Origin of the sequence: Cyanobacterium stanieri LEGE 03274 (genome assembly GCF_015207825.1) — a bacterium.
GTDB classification, from domain to species: domain Bacteria; phylum Cyanobacteriota; class Cyanobacteriia; order Cyanobacteriales; family Cyanobacteriaceae; genus Cyanobacterium; species Cyanobacterium stanieri_B.
In genome coordinates, this window is sequence record NZ_JADEWC010000013.1 from 64,602 (window position 1) to 86,303 (window position 21,702).

Here is a 21,702-nt window from a genome sequence, read left to right on the forward strand (position 1 = left end):
GAGTAGTCAATTATTGACTGATGGTTAATATAGCTTGAACGAGATGATCATGACTATGCAATTCAAAACCGAGTTTACGACAGAGATTTTGCATGGCGTGGTTATCAATTAACATATCTGCCCTGAGATATTTGATACCTTCTTGACGGGCTATGTTGATCATGCTTTGGGTTAATAATGTGCCTAATCCTTGGTGTTGATAGTTGTCTTTGATTAACAATCCTATTTCTGCGGATGCTAAATCCCCATGGATACGGCTTAACCGTGCGATCGCCCTTATGCCTTCTTCCTCATCACAGGCAACGAGGGCAATTTCTTGATCATAATCGATGAAACAAATACGGGCTAAGCGTTCATGGGAAATTAATGATTGACGACTGATGGAGTGGAAGAAGCGAAAATAAACAGATTGCTCTGATAATGCCGTACAAAAATTGACTATCTTTGGTTCATCTTCGGGGCGGATGGGGCGGATGGTAAAGCGATCGCCATTTTTCAGGGTATGATGACTAATATATTGGATAGGATAAGGACGAATGGCAGGACGAGGAATATCAGCTAATTTTGTGTCAGGGGGATATAACAACACCCTCGCATCTAAACTGATTAACTGATTTTCAGTGGCAAGGAGGGGGTTTATATCGATTTCCTTGATAAAAGGTTGTTCGATGACTAATTGACTAAATAACACCAAAATTTGCTCGAGTTGGGCAATATCAACGGGTTTTCTTCCCCTTACCCCCTGTAAAGCCTTAAATATTTTAGTGCGTTCTATCAAACGCCGTGCCAGAGTTGTATTCAGCGGTGGTAAACCAAGAGCTTGATCCTTAAATACCTCCACCAATTCGCCCCCCGCACCAAATAATAACACCGAGCCAAATTGAGGATCATCACTACTACCCAAGATTAATTCATAACCCGTGAGGTCAACCATGGGTTGCACCGTTACCCCCAAAAAGTCATTTTCACTGACCCCATTTTTTATGCTCTCAAAGGCATTTATAACAGCTTCCTTATCCCTCAAATTTAACTGAACACCCCCCACGTCAGTTTTATGGGTAAGAGTCTCAGAATGCAATTTAAGCACCACTGGAAAGCCTATGTCAAGGGCGATCGCCCTTGCTTCCTCAGCACTGAGGGCGATACGAGTTTCCACCGTAGGGATACCATAGGCTTTGAGTAACTGTTTCGACTCATATTCGGTTAACAAACTACGCCCCGTTGCCTGAGCATGACTAATTATCTTAGAAGCTAAAGGGCGATCGATTAACGGCTCAGATTCAGCAAAACTAGGGGTTTCATAAAGAGCATTCAAATTATTACTATAACGCCACATAAGATTAAACAACCGCGCCCCATCATCAGGATAACTCTGGGTATAAATATCCGCACGGTTAAGAATTTCCCTCCCCGTCGCCACCGTACTTCCCCCCATCCAACTAGCGATAATAGGTTTATCCTTAATATTCTGGGCAACCCGTAACAACGCCTCCGCCGTGGGAGTTGGATCAGTCATGTCCTGCGGAGTTAAAATAACCAATAAACCATCACTATTACTATCCCTAGAAGCAATTTCCAAGGCTTGAGCATATCTTTCGGGGGTAGCATCTCCCAAAATATCAATGGGATTACTACGACTCCAATGGGGGGGTAAAATTTCATCTAATTTTTCCATGGTTTCCTCACTCAAATCCGCCAACTTACCTTTACCCCAAGTTAGGGCATCCGTAGCCAAAACCCCTGGCCCCCCTGCATTGGTTAAAATAGTCAACCTCTTACCCTTCGGCCGTGGTTGCTTCGCCAACAACTCCGCCATATTAAAAATTTCGCTGATGGTATCCACCTGTAACACCCCGCAACGCCTAAAAGCAGAAGCCAACACCTCATCACTACTCGTTAGCGCCCCTGTATGGGAAGCAGCCGCCTTGGCTGCTGCCTCCGTGCGTCCTCCTTTGATGACGATTATCGGTTTTGTTAAAGCCACTTCCCGCGCCGCTGAGATAAAATCCCTCGCATTACCGATAGATTCCATATAAATAACAATACTTTGAGTTTGAGGATCATCCCCCAAATAGTAAATCAAATCTCCCCAATTCACATCCAACATTGAGCCTATGGAAATAAAAGCACTAAAACCAAGATTTTCTCGCAGACTCCAATCTAAAATTGAAGTACAAAAAGCCCCACTCTGACTAATAAAACCCACATTACCAAGGCGAGGGCTGGTACTAGCAAAACTAGCATTTAATCCCGAAGTAGGACAAATCAAACCCAAGCAATTAGGCCCAATAATTCGTAAATTACCTTTTTTGGCTTCTTTTAAGATTTCCTGCTCTAATTTAACTCCCTCTGCCCCAATTTCCTTAAAACCTGCGGAAATAATAATCGCTCCCTTTACCCCTGTTTCCACACATTGACGAATCAAATCAGGTATGGTGGGTGCAGGGGTGGCAATGATTGCCAAATCTACTGATTCGGGTAAATCCTTAAGACTGGGGTAAGCCCTAATACCCAAAATACTTTTACGCTTCGGGTTGACTGGAAAAACCGTCCCCCCAAAGGGATGACTAATTAAATTCCAAAGTAAGGTGCGCCCGACACTATTTTCTTTTTCCGTTGCCCCAATGAGTGCCACTGATTTGGGTTCAAACATGAATTTGAGGGGGTTATGGTAGGTGCGCATGATGTCATGGGCTTTATCGGTTCTCATGAAAATCTTTAATCATCGTTGGTTTTACAGCTTGATTTTATCTTACTTTTTTTGCTAATAACTTAAACTTTAAATATTTTTAATTTTTTTTAAAAAACTAATACATTATCGTTGTTTTTAAATATGAAATATTGTTTCTACTAGCTAAAGTATTTAAAATTACACAATTAATTATCTTAGAATAATTACCATAAAATATATAATTAAAGACAAATTAATATTACACTTGATCATATATTAATCAACCACAATATAAAAAAACAGTATTATTATATTAGAAAGACTAAAGAATCGTCATACATTGAAAACATAATAACAATATATAGTTACTTAGTAAGTTAATTTACAGAAACTCAGTTTAAATATAAATTTGAATACACAGAAATCGGTTATTTTTCAATAAAAATTAATTACTTTTTAGTTTAGTTATTTCTTGGATACACAAATTACAATAATCTTGCTTTTGTTGCAATTCATAAACATAAGCTAAGGTTGACAATATATCTAAAATTTCTTCGTGATTCTGACCTAAAATTTTACTCTTAATTTGCAAAGATCTTAACAATAAAGTTTCTACTTCAGTTAATAGAAATAACTCAGATTTTCTTAAATATTCATAAGCTGAATTTTCTAAAGAATTAGCAACGTAAAAGTTATCCTGAGATAAATATTCTCGTTGTTTTTCAATCATTTTTGGGTATTCAGTGGCAAAATCAAATTCCTCAGTTTCATCTTCTCCTGTTAAAATTTCGTCAACAGGATATAAAGTAGTATCAATATCGGGATCATTAAATACAATTCCTTTTACTCTTCTTTGATGATATTCTCGATAACTATCCTGTATTTTTTTAAATTCTGCCAATTCTTCATATTTACTCTGCATTTGTAAATTGACGATTAAATGGTGGCGTAGGTTAAATACTTGTGGATGAAAAGGATAAAACCTTTTTTCATATTCAGAAAGACTTTTTCTCAGTAATTTTTCAGCAGATTGATAATGGGTTAAATGGTGTTTTGTTTGAGCTAAATTAACCATACAAGAAAGACATAAAGGATGAGATTCAGGCAATTTTTTTTGACAAACTTCTAAACATTCTGTTAAAACTACTTCTACATATTCTAACTCGGAAGATTGCTCTCCAAAAAAATAGCATTTATCCAATAAAGTTGATCCTATTTGCCATAAATAATAAGCTAATTCAATTTCATTATTGTTGAAATTACTATCACAGAGATCAAGGGCTTGTTTCAGATATTCAGGGGCTTCTTGTTGACTACTAATAACCCCTATCACTATTAAAGTTTGAATGATTTTAAAGCTATGTTGACCATATAATTCTCTTTGAAGTGCTAGTAATTTAAGAAATATATTTTTTGCTTCTGTGGTGTCTTGAAAAAAAGGATAATAAGTTTCTAAATAACTGATGAAAGCTAAATTTTCTAAAATATAAACTACTTCATAATTTTCCTCTCCTGAATGCTGTATTTTTGTTTCTATTATTGAGTTAATAAGTTGTTTTGCTTCATCATATTTTCTTTGATATAAATATACTTTTGTTAAAGTGTGAAGATTATTTTTAGTATGGGAATTGCTAAAATCTAAATTACTATAATTACTTAAATATTGTGTTAATTGATTTTCTAGTTGTGTAAAGTTACCCGTTATTTTAGCTTGAAATAAATCAACTTTGTTTATATTAGTCATGAATTTAATTAGATAGTTTGTTTTTAAATTCTATTCTATGGTTTAAATTCTCCAATAATTCTGTAAATAAGCTCTAAAATCTTTAGTGTTGATGATAAATATTTTATTTCATCTAAGATACTACGGCATTTTCAAAGTTCATTGTTAGAATAAATTTACTGCCAAAATTCCAAAATAATCGATGATTGAGCAACTAAAGCATTTTCCAACCTTCAAACAAATTATTCAACAGATAGAATCCCTCCCTCCCCTCAAAACTGAGGAGTCGATTTTATTCAGAATCCTAGTGCAACTAATGGTAATTGTTGGTATCGTGGCGACAGATGTGGCGGCGGTAAGTCAGTTTCCGATGAGTGTTTGGGCTATTCCTCTGAGTATTTTGGGAGGGGTGGTTAGTTGGCGTCGTCGTAAGAAAAAGAATATTACTTTAAAATTTATCCTTGCCATTGCTATGGTGGCTACGTTGTTTATTTTTTTGGGTAATTTAATACGCAGTTTGTTTGATAATCGTTTGGTTTTGGCGGAATTTTTGGTACAACTGCAAGTTTTACATAGTTTTGATTTACCTCGCCGTAAGGATTTGGGTTACTCCATGGTAATTGGTTTTATTTTAATTGGGGTGGCTGGTACTCTTTCACAAACGGTGGCTTTTGCCCCTTGGTTATTGTTATTTCTAATGATTGCTATTCCAACCATGATTTTAGATTATCGCTCTCGCATGGGTTTGGCAACTTATGAGAGCGAGTGGAAGGCAAATAGGGGCAACAAAAATAGAAGACAATCGGAAAAAAATAACCAATGGTTAAAAAATTCGCCCCTTTCTCCGAAAAAAATTACCTCTTTTTTGACTGTCACTCTTGTGGTGGGGTTATTGATTTTTACCATTATGCCTCGTTATCCGGGGTATCAGTTACAGACTTTTCCTGTGAGTGCGCCTGAGGGGTTGGAAGATCTTGATTTTTCTCAAACTGATCGGGGCATTGTTAGTCCTGGTTATAATCCTGATGGTAGCGGTGCTGGGGGTGGTGGCATTAATGGGGGAGAGGGTGCAGGTAGTGGACAGGTGGATGATACTTTTTATTATGGTTTTAACACTACCATTGACCAAAATTTACGGGGTAATATTACTAATCCGAAGGTGGTTTTAAGGGTGCGATCGCAATCACCCGGATTTTGGAGGGCTTTAGCTTTTGATCATTATACTGGGCAAGGTTGGGATATTTCAAGGGATGATCAAACCATGGATGTTGATCGTAATCGTTGGAATTTCCAATTTAATTTTGCCGTGCCTAATGTGCAGGGGGAAACCGAAAGGGTTATCCAGACTTTTACGGTGGTTTCTGATTTACCTAATATTATTCCTCTTTTATCTTCTCCCGATCGCCTTTATTTTCCCACCGAACAAATAGCCATTGATACAGAGGGTAGTTTGCGATCGCCCACAGGCTTGATTGAGGGTTTAACCTACACGGCAGTATCAAAAGTAAGAAACCGCAATCAAACTCAGTTATCCCAAGCGGGGAATAATTATCCTGAATCTATCTCTGATTATTATTTGGATGTACCCCAAAATATTCGGGATTTGGTGAGGGAAAAAGCCGAGGAGTTGTTGGCAAAATCTCCCAATGAGTTAACCTCCAATTACGCCAAAGCCTTATATCTAGCTCAGGCTATTAAACAAAATTACCGCATCGATCCCGATATTCCACCCCTAGAAGAAGGGGAAGACTTAACCCAAGCCTTTTTGGAAACCTATCAAGGGGGTTATCCTGATCATTTTGCCACCGTATATACCCTTATGTTGCGATCGCTCAATATCCCCGCCCGTTTAGTGGTAGGCTTTGCCCCAGGTAACTTCAACCCCTTCACAGGATATTATGTAGTACGTAATACAGACGCCTACGCCCTCACAGAAGTCTATTTCCCCGACTACGGCTGGTTTTATTTTGATCCCCTCCCGGGTAACGAAATCATCCCCCCATCCGTGGATGACGACAACACCTTTGGAGTTTTAGGACAACTATGGGATTGGGTTGCTAGTTGGTTGCCTTCCCCCATTGTCGATTTTGTAACCATTCTTTTTAACGACATTATCGATGCTATCTCCGATTTTCTTTCCTCACCATGGTTATTCCGTCTTTGGCGATTTTTTACAGGCAGTTTTATGGGAATTTTAGTAGGGGCAATGGTACTTATTTTCCTAGGCTTTATCAGTTGGTTAGCATTTAACTGGCTACAAAAACAATTATATCGTCGTCGTTTAGCTAAACTAGATCCCATCGAAAAACTATATCGGGAAATGATCGACTTTTTGAGTGAAAAAGGTTATCCCAAACATAAAGCCCAAACACCAAAAGAATACGCCCAAAGATTAAGGGAATTTTTAACCATTGAACAACTAGAAATTATCGATTTAATTTCCACTAGCTTTGTCGCTTGGCGTTATGGAAACCAAAAATATAATATTGATTATTTACAAACTCAATTTAACTTACTAAAAGGTAGTTTTAAATCAAAAAACAGTAAACAATTAACAATGAATCATGATTAATTTCTCAATAAATAGATTATTGTTATTACCACCCACTAATTAGGGTGAAAAAAGGTCATCTCGACTTCCCTCGATAACCATGATGAACCTTGACTTATCAATCACAGGGAATAGATAAAAGATAATGATCAAAATATCTATAAATTTATAAAAATAAATAAAAATGGGTAATCCATAGTCCTATTTAAGAGAAATTTATATTAAAAATAAAACATAGTTATGGTAGAAAAATTTAACCAATGGAGTCAAGAAGAATGGGAAAATACTATCCTAGATTTTGCCAATTTACAGGGAGAAATTAACTATAAACAAGCCCAAAAATCATTACAAAATTTACTCAATAATCTTGACCTCAAAGAAGAAGAAAAAATAGGTTTAGAAACCGATATTAATCAACTAACAACCATGTTAGAAAAACTAGAAAACTCCGTCATCCAAATTGCTGCCTTTGGCATGGTAGGCAGGGGAAAATCTAGCGTTTTAAATGCCTTGGTAGGAGAAGAAATATTTATAACAGGGCCTTTACATGGGGTTACACAGGATATAAGCCAAACTAATTGGCAACTTAACCAAGAGAGTATTGGTAATGGATTGGGTAATGTGCAACGGTTGATTAATTCTAGTGCTAATGCTCAAATTCAATTGATTGATACTCCCGGCATTGATGAGATTGATGGGGAAACGAGGGAGGCTTTAGCCCATGATTTGGCTAGTCAGGTGGATTTAATTTTATTTGTGGTGTCGGGAGATATTACAAGGGTGGAGTATCAAGCGCTTTCTCAGTTGCGGGAAGTGGGTAAACCGATGATTTTGGTGTTTAATAAAATTGACCAGTATCCTGATGCCGATCGCACCGAAATTTATGAGACAATTAGGGATAAGAGGGTAAAAGAGTTATTATCCCCCGATGAAATCGTCATGGTGGCTGCTTCTCCTCTAGTTTCTGAAGCCATTAGGGATAAGGAAGGTAAATTAAAAGTTACCCGTCGTCGGGGAAAACCTGACATTGAAGATTTACAATTAAAAATTCTCGAAATTCTCCATCGAGAGGGAAAATCCCTCGTTGCCCTCAATACCATGTTATTTACAGGTAATATTAACGAACGATTGGTACAAAGAAAATTATCAGTTAGGGATGATAACGCCGAAAAAATTATCCAAAAAGCCGTGATGACTAAAGCCAGTGCGATCGCCCTTAACCCCGTAACCGCCCTAGATTTGTTCACAGGGGCGCTCATTGACGTGGCGATGATTTTGAGCCTTTCCCACCTTTATAACATCCCCATGACCCAAAAAGGGGCATTAGGATTACTAAAAAAAATAGCCTTCAGCATGGGAGGTATTACCGCCAGTGACATCCTTGTTACATTTGGTTTAAGTTCCCTCAAAGGAGTATTAGGTTTAACTACCCCCATCACAGGAGGATTAAGCCTTGCCCCCTATCTCTCCATCGCCATTACCCAAGCAGGAGTGGCAGGAGTTTCCACCTATACCATTGGGCAAGTAACAAAAGTTTATCTGGCTAACGGCGCTTCATGGGGCGAAAATGGCCCCCTAGCAGTGGTGGAAAACATCATCAATTCCCTTGATGAAACCTCCATCTTAAACCGCATCAAATGGGAATTAAAAGCCAAACTCAAAGCCCCTAAACCGCCAATAATTGATCCCAATCTTGGCTAGGGGCATCCTCCTGGGCGACAATTTCCAAAATTTTGCCATCGGTTTGGGGGCGAGAAATCACCTCAACACATACCTGAGCCACCTTTCTACGGGGAATAGAGCCTTCCTCTAGGGTATCAGCGCCCTTTACCACCAACGGATATAAATTGTCCTCATTTTTTAACCCCCCAGGCCTGACGATAGTATAATTTAAGCCACTATTGATCAAATACTTTTCTGCCTGTTTTTTCCAAAACAACACCAAGCCAAATAAATTAAGAGGATGGAAAAACTTCGATACACAAAGGGAAGTAACAAAAATAAATTTATCTATATCTGCTTTTTTGGCACAATTAATTAAATTTTTACTCCCCTCAAAATCCACCTTATAAAACGCCGTAATATCCCAACTAGGGGCTGCCCCCGTAGCACAAATTACCACTTCACAATCTTTTAAAGCATTGTCTAAAGTTGTAGGTTTTAAAACATCCCCCATAACAACCTCCACCGATGGGGGTAAAATCTCCTTTGCCTTGGCTTCATCCCTCACTAAAGCCCTAACGTCCATCCCTTTTTCTACCAACTCTTGAACAATTCTTCTTCCTGTTTGCCCCGTTGCCCCTGCTACTAAAATTTTCATAAAATTTACTATTTTTTTGATGATAATTACGATGATTCCATGGTATCAATTTGTTTAAACTAAATAGGTTGATCATCGCGCCAATTACCATCAATCACCGTACCATCACTGAAAGTATATACCCCGCTACCATTCTTCTTACCGTTGGCAAATTCCCCTTTATAAGTATCACCATTACTATAATCACAGACTACCTGTCCATGAAGTTGATTATTTTGGAATTCTCCCTGACAGACATCACCATTGGCGAAAGTAAAAACCCCCTGCCCTGCAAATTTTCCATTGACAAACTCTCCTTGATAACGATTACCATTGGGAAATGTATAAGAGCCATTGCCAGATTGTTGTCCGTCTTCAAAGTTTCCTTCGTAAACTCCTCCGTCAGAGAAAGTAAATTTTCCTTGCCCATGGGGTACACCATTTTTCATTTCCCCTTGGTAGGTGTCATCGCTGGGGTATCTTCTTTCACCCCTTCCCGTAATTGCACCTTCGGTAAAAGTACCTCGATAACTACCACCATCAGCAAAGACATAAAATCCTTGTCCTTCAGGTTGATTATTGACTAATTGTCCCTGGTAGCGATCGCCATTATCATAATCACAGACACCTTCTCCCTGAATTTGACCATCTCGGATAGTACCTTGGCAACTATCCCCATTACTATAAATAAACTTACCCTCCCCTTGGGGTTCACCATTAACAAATTGCCCTTCATATTTACTCCCGTCGGTGGAAGTATAAACCCCTTGTCCGTGGGGTTGCCCTTGTTTAAATTCCCCTTCGTAAATATCTCCTTCTTGATAAATTCTTTTACCTACCCCCTCAATTTGATCATCGGTAAATTCCCCTTCGTAAACATCACCATTGGCAAAGGTATATTTTCCCTGTCCTTGCTTTTCTCCATCAACAAAATTTCCTTCATAAATATCCCCATTACTAAAGGTACATTTTCCTTGACCATGAAGATTTCCTTCTTTCAATTGTCCTTCACATTTACTCCCATCCGCTAGGTTAATGGTATTGGCTAAAACAGGATTAATAAATAATAATCCATTGGTTAAAGTTAAGCCTAAAAAAGCGGTTAATAAATATTTAGAAGATTGTTTATTCATGATTTTTATTTTTTCTAAAAGTACGAAATAGTTTAATAATAAGGCAATAAAACTTTAATAAAAGTTTCATTTATTTTGAACAAGATATATTTTTAATCAATATTTTATTTAGGATAAAACATAATCAATAAATACCTAAAAAAATAATCAAATCCTAATCAAATAAATATATCTATTCTGAATTCTCATTTTCCGTGGACTGTTGTTGTTGCCTTTCCCGTTCGGCTTGGGCTTCAGCTTCCCGTTGTTGCCTTTCCCGTTCGGCTTGGGCTTCGGCTTCCCGTTGTTGCCTTTCCCGTTCGGCTTGGGCTTCAGCCTCCCGTTGTTGCCTTTCCCGTTCGGCTTGGGCTTCCGCCTCCTGTTGTTCTTGTTGCAATTGTTGTTGATTTTCTTGTTCTCTCTGAAGTTGAGCCTCTCTTTCCTGACGCTCTCTTTCTAACTGCTGTTGTCTTTCAAGCCTTTCTTGTTCCAATTGAGCCTGACGTTCTTCCCTCCTTCGTTGCTCTTCCATACGAGCTTGTCTTTCCTGTTCTTCTTTTTTCTGACGGGCAAGGCGATCAAATTCTGAACCTGCTACGGTGAAATTAATTCTAACCTGCACGGAGGCGGTGTTATTCCCCGGGGCTGTAAAGGTCATTCTTTGGGCGGCCAATAGGGCTTGTCTGTTTACTTCTCCGTTACTATGTCCACTAACGATACTAGCGCCCCTAACACCACCATTACTATTAAGATTAACCCTCACGGTGGCTTGACCTTCTACCCCTTCTAAGGCTGATGGATAGGAGGGTTGACAGTTACTCAAACATTGAATACTGGCAGGGGTTGGATTGGGCTTGGGTTGGGGGGCTTGTGGTCTATTTTGGCTAGGGGGGGTAATATCTTGGGGACGAGATGCGGTGGGGGAGTTTGAGCCGTTATTGTTGCGGTTTTGATTATTGTTGAGGCTGTTTCTGAGGTTATTAAGATTTTCTCCATTTTGGGAATTGTTGGCGGTGCTTGGGGTTCGGGTATTGTTACGGTTTATTCTACCGCTGCTTATTTCTTGGTTATGATCAACGGATCTGGAAACATTATTATTATTATTATTGATTTGTCTTGAGGGAGTGCGCACAGAATTTCTTAAATTACTGGTATTATCACTATAATTTTCTAGGGGTTGAAGGGCGCTCGGAGAATTATTCCTCGCAAGGGTATTATTATTAACTGTTGGTTGGCTAGGTCGTGATGGTACAGAATTATTATTCTGAGAATTAATCTGACGGTTAGGGGTATTAAATCTAGGTCTAACGTTGCTAGACTCAGGAGACACAGGAGTAGGATTAGTTACCTCTGGGGTAGGAGTTTCCACCACTTCTTGACTGGTTTCTTGGGGTGGAGTTTCTGGAGTCGTATTATTTTCCACTACCGTGGGAGGATTAGGGGTAATTTCGGGTTGCACAGGCTGGGGCGGTGGGGTAGGAGCATTACTCTGGGGGTTTTGGGGGGTTGGAGGAGTAACCGTTTGAGGAGGAGTTGGCGTAACCTGCTGTGGAGATTCTTGGGGTTGTTCTTCTGGTTGGGTTTGGGGTTGAGGATCTTCTTGAACTAAAATTAATTCGATGGGTTTTTGTTCTTCCTTGGTGATGGGATTGGGCTGATTCGCTACCATAATCAACAATACTCCATGAAGGGCTATGGAGCTAAATATTCCAAAGGTAACTATTTTTTTTGTTTTTTCTGCTTCTTTTTGTCTTTGCTCTATGGAGGGAGATGAGTAGGTCATGGTAGTAGAATATTTTTGCAAATTAATTGCAGTTGAAAGAATTTTTCGCCATACTCAAGATCTTAAATTAATTAGTAATCTTTTGCAACAGAATTATTGAGAAGATAAGTCATAAATGGCGTTGTTGATTGGAGATATGATTGCTTATGAATTAGGGAATGATTCTACTACCCTCATCAACCGTGAGGAACGGTGATAATATTCTAATATCTCGATACTAATACCAAATCTGATTTAAAAAATATATCATCACTCCCCTTGCAATGAATTACAAGGCTAACAGTTTATCGTTCAATAAATTGAACTAAGGTATATTTTGATTCACGGATTTAGAGAAAATTTTATTCCGAATTAAATAACAAGCTAAACTACATCTAAAATTGTTATGTCATAGCAAGTTCGGATAGATGACGATAATAGAAAGTCCCCCAATAATGGGGGATTTAGGGGAAAAAAGCCGAGCCTTTTTATAACTGATGACTCGGACTCAATATTAAAAGAAGATTATTGAATTTTTCCCTTAGGGCTAAATTTGAGTTTTTGAACGATGAAAAGGTTATGTAATGCCATTAATCCTAAAGTCCATAAAGCATTAACATAGAATACTTGCCAAAGTACAGAAACGTTAAAGCCGTGTAAATCTCCCAACACAACCCCACCGAGCCAAATCATGGCTTGATAGGCGATAAAACCAATGACAAGGGTTAAGCCAATGGAGGAAAGATATTGACGGAAATTTTTACTTTGTCTGTCAAATTGAAATAAACCAAACACAGTGGCCAATAATCCACCTAAGAGAATCACAACACCCCAAGCAATGGTACTAAAATCGAGGGGATAATCTCTCATGGTAAAACCGATTACTTGGTTGACTAACCACATTAATAATATGGTGGTGATAGCCTTAGATTTAGAAAGGTTAGTAGAGGCGATCGCACCGAAGCCCACCAAAGGTAAAGCACAGGTAAAAACCACATTACTAAAACTCCCCAACGCAAGGAGAGCAAAAAACCAACCACGGCTATTATTCACCGTCCATTGACAACTAGCCCAATTAATTTTGTCTGAATCATTGGGAAATCTTGAAACTGAAAGAGTCATAATCAATACCTCATAAATAAAATTTGTGTAAAAAACGAAAATCCCTAATGTGGAATAGGGGGATAAAGATGATCAGCAATTTTTTCACCTCCCATAACGTGCTTATTAACAATATCCCTTGCCACCTCAGGAGAAACCCTTGTGTACCAAGTTTTGTCCCCCGAATAAAAAACCACTGGCCCCATTTTGCACACCTCCAAACAACCCGAAGTTTTTACCTTAATATCAAGTCCTGTTTTTACTACCTCCTCTTGCAGCGCATCAAAAATAGGTTGCCAATCCTGACAAGGATAACAGCGCCCCGAACGACACACCGACAAATAAGGGGTTTTCAAAGGATTACGATCATAGGGGATAGGTTTTTCTCCCAAAACATAAATATTCCGCAACTCCTCATATAAACTAAGTCTTGCCAAATCTGGCTTATGCTCAGGCAACAAATTATTATCCTCATCCACAAAAGGATTAGGTAGAAAAATATTCATCATTTTTTCCCCCGCCCCATTCCAAAACTGAATACCCCAACTGCGGGGCTGATTCTTTTCATTAAAACGACGATAAAAAGAAGCTCTACTAACAACCCTTTGTTGTCGTAACGATAAAGGCGTTTTCTCATCCGGGCCTCCCCCATGCTCCTCTAAACAAAGATGTAAATGCCAAGTATCCGTCACCACAGTCAGATAACCGTCATAGATAACACATACCTTGGGGGGTTTAGTTAACTCTAATTCTAAAACGCTACCTTCAACCACATGACCAACTTGGGTTTTTTGCCAATGTTCTTGAAACAAGGTATGTAGTAAACAACCGAGGGTATCCACATCACAGGGAATATCTTCATATTCCATCAAGCCCCCCGTAACGAGATTTTCTGTAGTTAACTTATTCAGAGGTTTAACCCAAGGATTAAATTCGCCCATAATTGACTCCTAAAATGTTGCACTTACCCCGACTCGGAAATTTCTACCGACGGCGGGAAAACCGGGGAATTGTTCATATTGTTGATCAAATATATTATCTATTCCCCCTGTTAAGGTAACATTAGCAGAGAAAGGAATGCGGGTTTTAAAATCTACGGTGGTGTATCCTGGTAGGGAATCAGTATTGGTGTTATTAACAAAGTAACCGCCCAAACTTTTGAGAATCAGAGCCAGATAAATGTCTTTTTCATAGGCAATACCAAGGTTAAAACTATTTGCCCCCCTGAAGCCTAGCTCATTTCCTTCGATGGCGGAGTTAACATCTTCTATGATACGAGGATCATTTAAAGTGTAGTTGGCAAAGGCAAAAAAGTTGGGGGCTACTTGAACATTTAAGTCGGCTTCTATGCCTGTGCTTTTGATTTCGCCGATGTTGGTGTAGGTGCTAGGGTTGCCAAACTCGAAGTTAATTAGGTTATCAATGCGATTACTAAAAAAGGTTAGTCGTAATAGCCCGATGTCTCCCAATTGTTGATCGATACCAATATCAAAACTGTTGCCCCTTTCGGGTTTTAGTTCAGGATTACCGACAATATTAAATGCTCCTAAACCTTCTAGGTTAACAATTTGGGGAGATCTAAAACTTCTACCATAGTTTCCCCTGATGGTGGTGGTGGGGGTAATGTGGTATCTTGCCCCGATGCTAGGGGAGGTAAAAGAGCCATTTACAAGGCTATTAAAGTCTTGTCGGAGTCCTAGATTAAGGTTAAATTGGGGGCTAAAATCGACACTGTAACTGGCAAAGAGGGCTTGTTGGCTAATGCTACCGTCATAGTTGAGGGTGGTTGTGCCACTGTTACTGCTGAAGGTGTTGTTATCGGCTTCGGTGTTACGAAAATCATACCCATAGGTAATGTTTTGGTTTGGGGTTAGTTGCCAGTTGTGTTGAACCTGTAACCCTAATGCTCGGCGGTTAACGTCATCTCTCCCCGCGGAAAAACCATCGGGGTTTTCAAATTCGTAGTTGAGAAAATCGCCATAAATTCTGGTGGTAAGGAGGGAGTCTTCTCCTTCTCCTAGTTTTGACTCTAGGGTTAAATCCATCAGTAATTTGTTGGTTGTTTGTCTGGCTCGGGGAGTGAGGTTATTAAATGCACCGCTGGTATTGGGAATGGGGATGCCCCCTGCGATGCCAAAGTCTTTGTTGAGGTAAAGAGCGCTGAAGGTGAGTTTGTTGCGATCGCCCAGATCCCCTGCCAATTTCAAATTGAAGTTATTATATAATACATCAGCGTTTTCTCTTTGGGATTCAAGCCCGATGCGATCGATACGGAAGGGAAAGTTATTATCAGCTTGGGTTCTAGTGTATCCCACCGCCCAACTAACACCATTAGTTTCTCCACGACTCTGGATGGCTTGTTCATTTAAACCAAAACTACCCACATTTGCCCTGACGGTTACTTGAGGAGTTTCCCCCGCACCGCTACGGGTAACGATGTTAATTACCCCCCCAAGGGCATCAGAGCCATAAAGGGTAGAACCCCCCCCCGGTAGAAGTTCAATCCTTTCAATGTTATCGGTGGTGAAGCTCGATAAATCAAAACCCCCAAACCCACCAATATCATTTATGGGTCGCCCATCCAGTAAAATCAAAACTTGGGAGGTACTAGCACCCCTAATAATTTGGGTACTTTGCCCCCCTAATTGTCCTCCTGTGGTGCCATCACTGAGAACCCCAGGCAGATATTTGAGGGCTTCTTGCACTGTTCTAGCTCCCTGAGCTTCTATCTGTTGCCTGTCAATAACATATACGGGGCGACTAGAATCCCTGACGGTAGCTTCCCTTCTAAAAGGGGCAAAAACGGGTTGATTGAGAATTTTATCGGTGATAATGATAAAAATTTCCTGTTCTTCTTCGGGGGTTAGATTATTTTCTGTTTCTGGTTTTTCTTCTTCTGTGAAATTATTTTCCATGTCGGACTCTTGTTGGGTTTGAGCTGACAGGGGCGCAAAAAAGCTAAACGGGACATTGACCGATAATAAAGGCAATGCCCAAACAAGACTTTTGCTAGGCAAAAGCCACCAATATTTATTCTTCATCCATACCTCGCAGATGATATTTTTATGTTATTTACGTTTTTTTGGCGGGCATCCTGACTCAAAGACTTTGTCTTATTACAGTTGCGGGACAGCGCTGGATTTTCACCAGTCTTTCCCCGTTTCCTCTAATGGCTGACCCCCATTAGAACCAAAATTTATATAGCAACTAATTAATCTATCCCATGGAGGTGTTTTTGTCAAATTCCCTTTTTAAAAAGTTTATTGCTAAATGTTGTACATAATTTCACTCTTTTGCTATATTATATTTTTGGAGTTAATTAGTAACTATTTGCAATTAGAGCGGTAATAAAATGTTTCCTGATAATATTTTGAATATAGGGGGGGTTGTAACCATACCCCTACTGGTTTTTTCTTTGATAACGGTGGCTTTAATCGTGGAGCGGTTCTGGTTTTGGACTAGAATTAAGTCAAGGGAAAGGTCGTTGATTCAGGAAGTTTTAAAAATTTATCGTTCTGATTGTGTAACGGCGATCGCCCGTTTACGTAAAAATATCGATTTGCCCATGGCGAGAATATTTTTGGAGGCTTTGGAATTAGAGGGCGCAAATGCCACAGAATTTCGTTTAGCCCTAGAAACGGCAACCCAAGCGGAATTACCTTTATTGAAAAGGTTTAATACTTTCTTTCAAACGGTCATCACCATTGCCCCTTTGTTGGGTTTATTAGGTACTATTTTGGGATTAATCGAATCCTTTGCATCCCTTGATTTGGGTAATGCGGGGGGGACAAACACCGCAGGGGTAACGGGGGGCATTAGTGAAGCCCTAGTGTCCACGGTAATGGGGTTGGTAGTGGCGATCGCAACGTTAATCTTTGCCAATGTGTTTCGTTCATTTTACCTACGTCAAATCGCCTTGATCCAAGAATATGGCGGACAATTAGAGCTTTTATATCGTCGTTTATACGAAAGAGGAGAAAAACCCTATGCGAATACCTGAAGAAAACGAAGTACAAGGAGAAATTAACATTGTACCGATGATTGACGCTATTTTCTCCATTTTGGCGTTTTTTATCATCTCTAGCTTAACCCTGATTCGTTCTCAAGGATTACCCGTCAATCTGCCTTCGGCCGAAACTTCCCAAGCCAACGAACGGGAAGAAATCAATATCACCATCCAAGATAATGGTAGTGTTTTTCTGGATCAACAACCAATTCAAGTAGAAACCATTGCCACCCAAGTTAGGAGTTTAATTCCTGAAAATCAACAGGCGATGGTCATTATCAATGCCGATGAAAGTGTCTCCCATGGCATTGTCGTATCAGTTATGGACCAACTTAGACAGGTAGAAGGGGCAACCCTGGCGATCGCCACTGAGTCTCCCGAATAGCTTGTTAAAGTAAATTTTCTTGGGAAAATAAAAGTTTTTAAACAATAAAAAAACATCAATATTTTATTAACTAATTTTTAAAAATCTCTTTAAATTTTAGTAATAATTATTATATTTGTCGTGCATATTTTTCCTAAGAAAGCAAAAAAAAAGCCGATATTTAAAGGCGTAAGAAAATTCAAGTTTATTTTAATTAACAAAAAATACTAATTTCAAAACAGTCAAATTTTATTCGTGGAAGTATATTTTTATAAAAATGAAAAATCAATTATTAACTAATAGTTCGCTCTTATTTGTAACACTTTTATTATCAACTTTTTCCGCTAATGCCCAAAATGTTAACCCAGAAAAAGCCCCATCTTTGGCAAGAGTTGATGATTTGGCAGAAGTAAAAACCAAGGCTCAATGGCTGGTACAAAATCAAACCAGTTCAGTGAGTAATATTACCAATATCACCATTAGTGAAGGAGAATCTGGACTAAATCTAATCATCGAAAATGATGATAATACCCCCTTACAACCATTAATTTTTCCCTTAGAAAATAATCTAATTATTGAATTTACGAATACTGAGTTAAATCTATCCTCTGGAGATAGTTTCGTCACCACCGATGTTAATGAAGACATCAGTAGAATTGAAGCGGTAAACAATGATAATGGTGGTGTAACTATTACCGTTACAGGGGTAGAACAAGCTCCCACCGCCCAGATTATTCCTTCCCAAGAAAATTTGGTATTGGGTATTGATACTGATGGGATGATGGCTAGGGAAGATGAACAAACCATTGAATTGGTGGTAACAGCTAATCGGGCGCAGGAGGATATAAATGAAGTGCCACGGTCTGTAACGGTTATTAATCGGGAGCAAATTGAGGAACAAACCAGAATTAGTCGAGATTTAGGGGAAATTTTGCCTAAATTGGTGCCTGGGATTGCTCCTTCTACCCAAACCAGTAGTATTTTTGGGCAACCCTTACGGGGAAGAAATGTTGGGGTATTGATTGATGGAGTACCCCAAAGTACAAATCGTAATGCTCAAAGAGATTTGAGAAATATTGATCCTAGTTCCATTGAAAGAATTGAGGTGTTACGCGGCCCTAGTGCTATTTATGGGGATGGGGCTACTGGGGGCTTGATTAATATTATCACCCGTGGTGCTGGGGATACTCCTTTTCAGGCTACTACTAATGTGAGTTTGAATAGTATTTTGACCGATGTGGGAGACAGTTTTGGTTATAATTTGGAACAGTCTTTTGGGGGTACTTCCCGGGGTTGGAATTACTTTTTTAATGCTTCCTATGGTGCTACGGGGGGATTTTTTGATAGTGAGGGCGATCGCATTCCCCCTGATCCACAAGGGCAAGGAGGTTTAGCAGATTTACAAACCTTAAATTTATTGGGTAAGGTGGGTTATGATATTAATGAAAATCAGAATATCGAATTTAGTATCAATTATTTTGATGATCAACAAAATAGCGACTTTACTTTAGATCCTACCCCTTCGGGTGAAAAGGCGGAGGCAAGACGAGGATTACAATTACCTAATCAACCCAACACAGAAAATTTAGTTTTAAATCTTCGTTATCAAAATAGCGCTTTGGGTAATAGTAGTTTATCTTCCCAAATTTATTATCGAGATTATTCCACAAGGTTTTTCCCTTTTGATTTACGTACTAGCCCCGCTTTTGGTAATGCTGTATTACAATCTGAGGTGCGATCGCAAAAATTCGGTACGAGGGTAGATATTGACACCCCCTTACTACCCGAAGATAAATTGAACCTTACTTGGGGTTTAGATTATTTCAATGAAGACTCTTCCCAACCTGCAGATATTTTTGATAACGATATTTTTGCCAACAGTGATGGATTAATCTTCCAAAAAATTGGAGAAGGCTTCCTTTCCCCCCCCACAAGCCAAAATAACCTCGGTTTATTTGCCCAAACCCGTTGGAAACCCCTTGAATCTTTAACTATTAATGGCGGTATTCGTCAAGAATTTGTGGGCGTAAATGTCGGTGACTTTACCACCCTAGGGGGAAATCAAGTACAGGGCGGAAAATTGGATTATTCTGCAACCTTATTCAACATCGGGGGAATTTATTCCTTAAACGATAATGTGGGTATTTATGCGAATTTTGCTCAAGGTTTTTCCGTCGCTGACGTGGCAAGGGCTTTACGCACCTCCCCTGATGGTTCGAGGGTGACTGATTTAAAACCCGAAGCTCAAAAAGTTGATACCTACGAAATCGGCGTTAGAGGAAATTGGGATAATGTTCAGGCTTCTTTGGCCTATTTTTACAGCTTTTCTGATTTAGGTACTACTTTTGATTCTAACTTTGGTATTGTAAGAGATCCTCAACGTATTTATGGTATTGAAGGGGATATTAACTACGATATTGACGATAATTGGGCTGTGGGAGGAACTTTCACTTGGACCGATGGTTCTCGAGATCCTAATAATGACGGCAATTTTGATGCAGATTTACCCAATACGATTATTGCCCCTGTGAAGCTCACTGCCTATGTGGAAAATCAAACAACTCCTAATTGGCGTAATCGCTTACAATTATTGTACTCTGGCGGAAGAGATCCCCAAGGTACAGGATTTGATTTAGGCCCTGTGGATAGTTATCTGACTGCGGATTTTATTAGTAGTGTAAAACTGGGTGATGGGGAATTAAATATTGGTATTGAGAATTTATTTAATAGTTTTTATTATCCTAATATTTCTCAAATCTATGGTGGTCGTTCCAGAAGTGCTGCTAAGGGTATCAGTTTTAAGATTGGCTATAGTTTCGACTGGTAGTTAATAAATCCTCAGGGGTGATCTATTTTAAAATTTTCTGGTTAAGGCAGGGAATGGGCAATAGTTTTCAATGGTTCATGGTTATAAGTTGATCATCTAAACCTTTTTAACTACTTCTTATGTCAAGTTCGGAAAATTAGTTATAAATGGATTGTATCTTCTCCGTTGCCCCACCGTGTAATGAATTCCACGGCTAACGGTAGTTCGTTCAATTTATTGAACTAATTGATATTGCTAATTTGTAAGCAGTTAAGCGAATTTGATATTAGTTCTTAATCGTAATTTATTTTTAAGGGTGAGAAAATGCGATATTTGTCGATCATTTTTAGTGTTTTGTTTTTTTCGGTGGGGGTGGTTGGTTGTGATAATCCTTCGGTATCGGAGTCAAGGCAGGAAAGTTCTTTGACTGATGGAGAAAATGGGCGATTAATTAGCCATGCCATGGGGGAAACGCAAATAAATGGAACTCCTGAAAGGGTGGTGATTTTGACCAATGAGGGTACGGATATTTTATTGGCTTTGGGGGTGCAACCGGTGGGGGCGGTGAAGTCGTGGCAGGGTGATCCTTTTTATGATTATATTGAGGGAGAAATGACTGGGGTTGAGGTGATTGGGGATGAGTTTCAGCCGAGTTTGGAGTTAATAGTTTCTTTACAACCTGATTTGATTATTGGTAGTAAAGTACGACAGGAGCAGTTATATTCTCAATTAAGTGCGATCGCCCCTACGGTTTTTTCAGAAACTATCGGGGTTTCTTGGCGTGAAAATTTGGAACTATATGCGATCGCCCTAAATCGTCAGGAAAAAGCGGAGGAATTGCTAACTGATTGGGATCAAAGGGTAACGGAATTTAAAAATAGATTGGGAGACAATGCCCCTACAGTTTCCTTAGTACGTTTTTTGGCAGATAATACCCGTCTTTATTATCGCAATTCTTTCCCTGGGCAGATAGTGGAGGAAGTGGGTTTAAAACGTCCCCCTGAGCAACAAAAGGATGATTTTGCAGATCAAATTGCCATTGAAAACATCGAATTATTAGATGCAGATTATTTATTTTATTTTACCTATGATGTGGAGGGAGAAAATGGCGAAGCTGTCAAACAACGGTGGCTATCTCATCCCCTCTGGCAAACATTGGATGTGGCAAAAAACGATCGCACCTATCAAGTGAGTGATGTTCATTGGACAACTTCTAGTGGTATTCTCGCCGCCCATAAAATTTTAGATGACTTAGAGCGCACCCTATATTAACTTCAGTCCTAGATTTATCATATGGGGAGTAGGGG

The 21,702-nt window shown here is 39.2% G+C and carries 14 protein-coding genes and 1 riboswitch; of the genes, 6 read left to right on the forward strand and 8 right to left on the reverse strand.

The features are described from left to right. Positions 1 to 10: 10 nt before the first annotated feature. Together IQ215_RS07580 and IQ215_RS07585 are read right to left on the reverse strand one after the other, a co-directional pair. On the reverse strand, positions 11 to 2,710 hold the full coding sequence (locus IQ215_RS07580) for a bifunctional acetate--CoA ligase family protein/GNAT family N-acetyltransferase (RefSeq protein WP_193800709.1): 2,700 nt from the start codon (positions 2,708 to 2,710) through the stop codon (positions 11 to 13). A 406-nt stretch (positions 2,711 to 3,116) separates the two neighbouring features. Next, positions 3,117 to 4,415, reverse strand: a complete 1,299-nt coding sequence (locus tag IQ215_RS07585; protein ID WP_193800710.1) for a tetratricopeptide repeat protein — start codon at positions 4,413 to 4,415, stop codon at positions 3,117 to 3,119. A 181-nt stretch (positions 4,416 to 4,596) separates the two neighbouring features. On the opposite strand from IQ215_RS07585, the gene IQ215_RS07590 reads away from it, so the two are divergent. Then, the gene (locus IQ215_RS07590) at positions 4,597 to 6,966 is read left to right on the forward strand and encodes a transglutaminase TgpA family protein (protein WP_193800711.1); all 2,370 of its coding nucleotides are present in this window, start codon (positions 4,597 to 4,599) and stop codon (positions 6,964 to 6,966) included. Positions 6,967 to 7,185: 219 nt separating this feature from the next. Further along, positions 7,186 to 8,646 carry a GTP-binding protein gene (locus IQ215_RS07595; RefSeq protein ID WP_193800712.1) on the forward strand — a complete coding sequence of 487 codons (1,461 nt, stop codon included), beginning with the start codon at positions 7,186 to 7,188 and terminating at the stop codon, positions 8,644 to 8,646. Here the strand turns inward: IQ215_RS07595 and IQ215_RS07600 are convergent. From IQ215_RS07600 to IQ215_RS14480, 6 genes are all read right to left on the reverse strand, one after another. Continuing rightward, positions 8,612 to 9,265, reverse strand: coding sequence for an SDR family oxidoreductase (locus IQ215_RS07600; protein ID WP_193800713.1), 654 nt, complete (start codon positions 9,263 to 9,265; stop codon positions 8,612 to 8,614). The two genes, IQ215_RS07595 and IQ215_RS07600, sit on opposite strands and share 35 nt — an antisense overlap. A gap of 59 nt (positions 9,266 to 9,324) precedes the next feature. Next, on the reverse strand, positions 9,325 to 10,377 hold the full coding sequence (locus IQ215_RS07605) for an MORN repeat-containing protein (protein ID WP_193800714.1): 1,053 nt from the start codon (positions 10,375 to 10,377) through the stop codon (positions 9,325 to 9,327). A 172-nt stretch (positions 10,378 to 10,549) separates the two neighbouring features. Beyond that, positions 10,550 to 12,139, reverse strand: a complete 1,590-nt coding sequence (locus IQ215_RS07610; protein WP_193800715.1) for an energy transducer TonB family protein — start codon at positions 12,137 to 12,139, stop codon at positions 10,550 to 10,552. A 504-nt stretch (positions 12,140 to 12,643) separates the two neighbouring features. After that, on the reverse strand, positions 12,644 to 13,240 hold the full coding sequence (locus tag IQ215_RS07615; protein WP_193800716.1) for a hypothetical protein: 597 nt from the start codon (positions 13,238 to 13,240) through the stop codon (positions 12,644 to 12,646). A gap of 44 nt (positions 13,241 to 13,284) precedes the next feature. Then, a complete protein-coding gene (locus tag IQ215_RS07620) occupies positions 13,285 to 14,160 on the reverse strand; it encodes a (2Fe-2S) ferredoxin domain-containing protein (protein WP_193800717.1) in 876 nt (291 codons plus the stop codon). Between the two features lie 9 nt (positions 14,161 to 14,169). After that, positions 14,170 to 16,260 (reverse strand): TonB-dependent receptor plug domain-containing protein, encoded by a 2,091-nt coding sequence (locus IQ215_RS14480; protein WP_277815526.1) that lies wholly within the window; start codon positions 16,258 to 16,260, stop codon positions 14,170 to 14,172. A 26-nt stretch (positions 16,261 to 16,286) separates the two neighbouring features. Further along, positions 16,287 to 16,428, reverse strand: a riboswitch (cobalamin riboswitch). Between the two features lie 143 nt (positions 16,429 to 16,571). On the opposite strand from IQ215_RS14480, the gene IQ215_RS07630 reads away from it, so the two are divergent. From IQ215_RS07630 to IQ215_RS07645, 4 genes are all read left to right on the forward strand, one after another. Beyond that, positions 16,572 to 17,219 carry a MotA/TolQ/ExbB proton channel family protein gene (locus tag IQ215_RS07630; RefSeq protein WP_193800718.1) on the forward strand — a complete coding sequence of 216 codons (648 nt, stop codon included), beginning with the start codon at positions 16,572 to 16,574 and terminating at the stop codon, positions 17,217 to 17,219. Continuing rightward, on the forward strand, positions 17,206 to 17,610 hold the full coding sequence (locus IQ215_RS07635; protein WP_193800719.1) for an ExbD/TolR family protein: 405 nt from the start codon (positions 17,206 to 17,208) through the stop codon (positions 17,608 to 17,610). The genes IQ215_RS07630 and IQ215_RS07635 overlap by 14 nt, the downstream gene beginning before the upstream one ends. Positions 17,611 to 17,866: 256 nt before the next feature. Next, positions 17,867 to 20,416: a TonB-dependent receptor domain-containing protein gene (locus IQ215_RS07640; protein ID WP_193800720.1), complete on the forward strand. Its 2,550-nt coding sequence runs from the start codon at positions 17,867 to 17,869 to the stop codon at positions 20,414 to 20,416. A 303-nt stretch (positions 20,417 to 20,719) separates the two neighbouring features. Further along, positions 20,720 to 21,667 (forward strand): ABC transporter substrate-binding protein, encoded by a 948-nt coding sequence (locus IQ215_RS07645; protein WP_193800721.1) that lies wholly within the window; start codon positions 20,720 to 20,722, stop codon positions 21,665 to 21,667. Positions 21,668 to 21,702 lie beyond the last annotated feature (35 nt).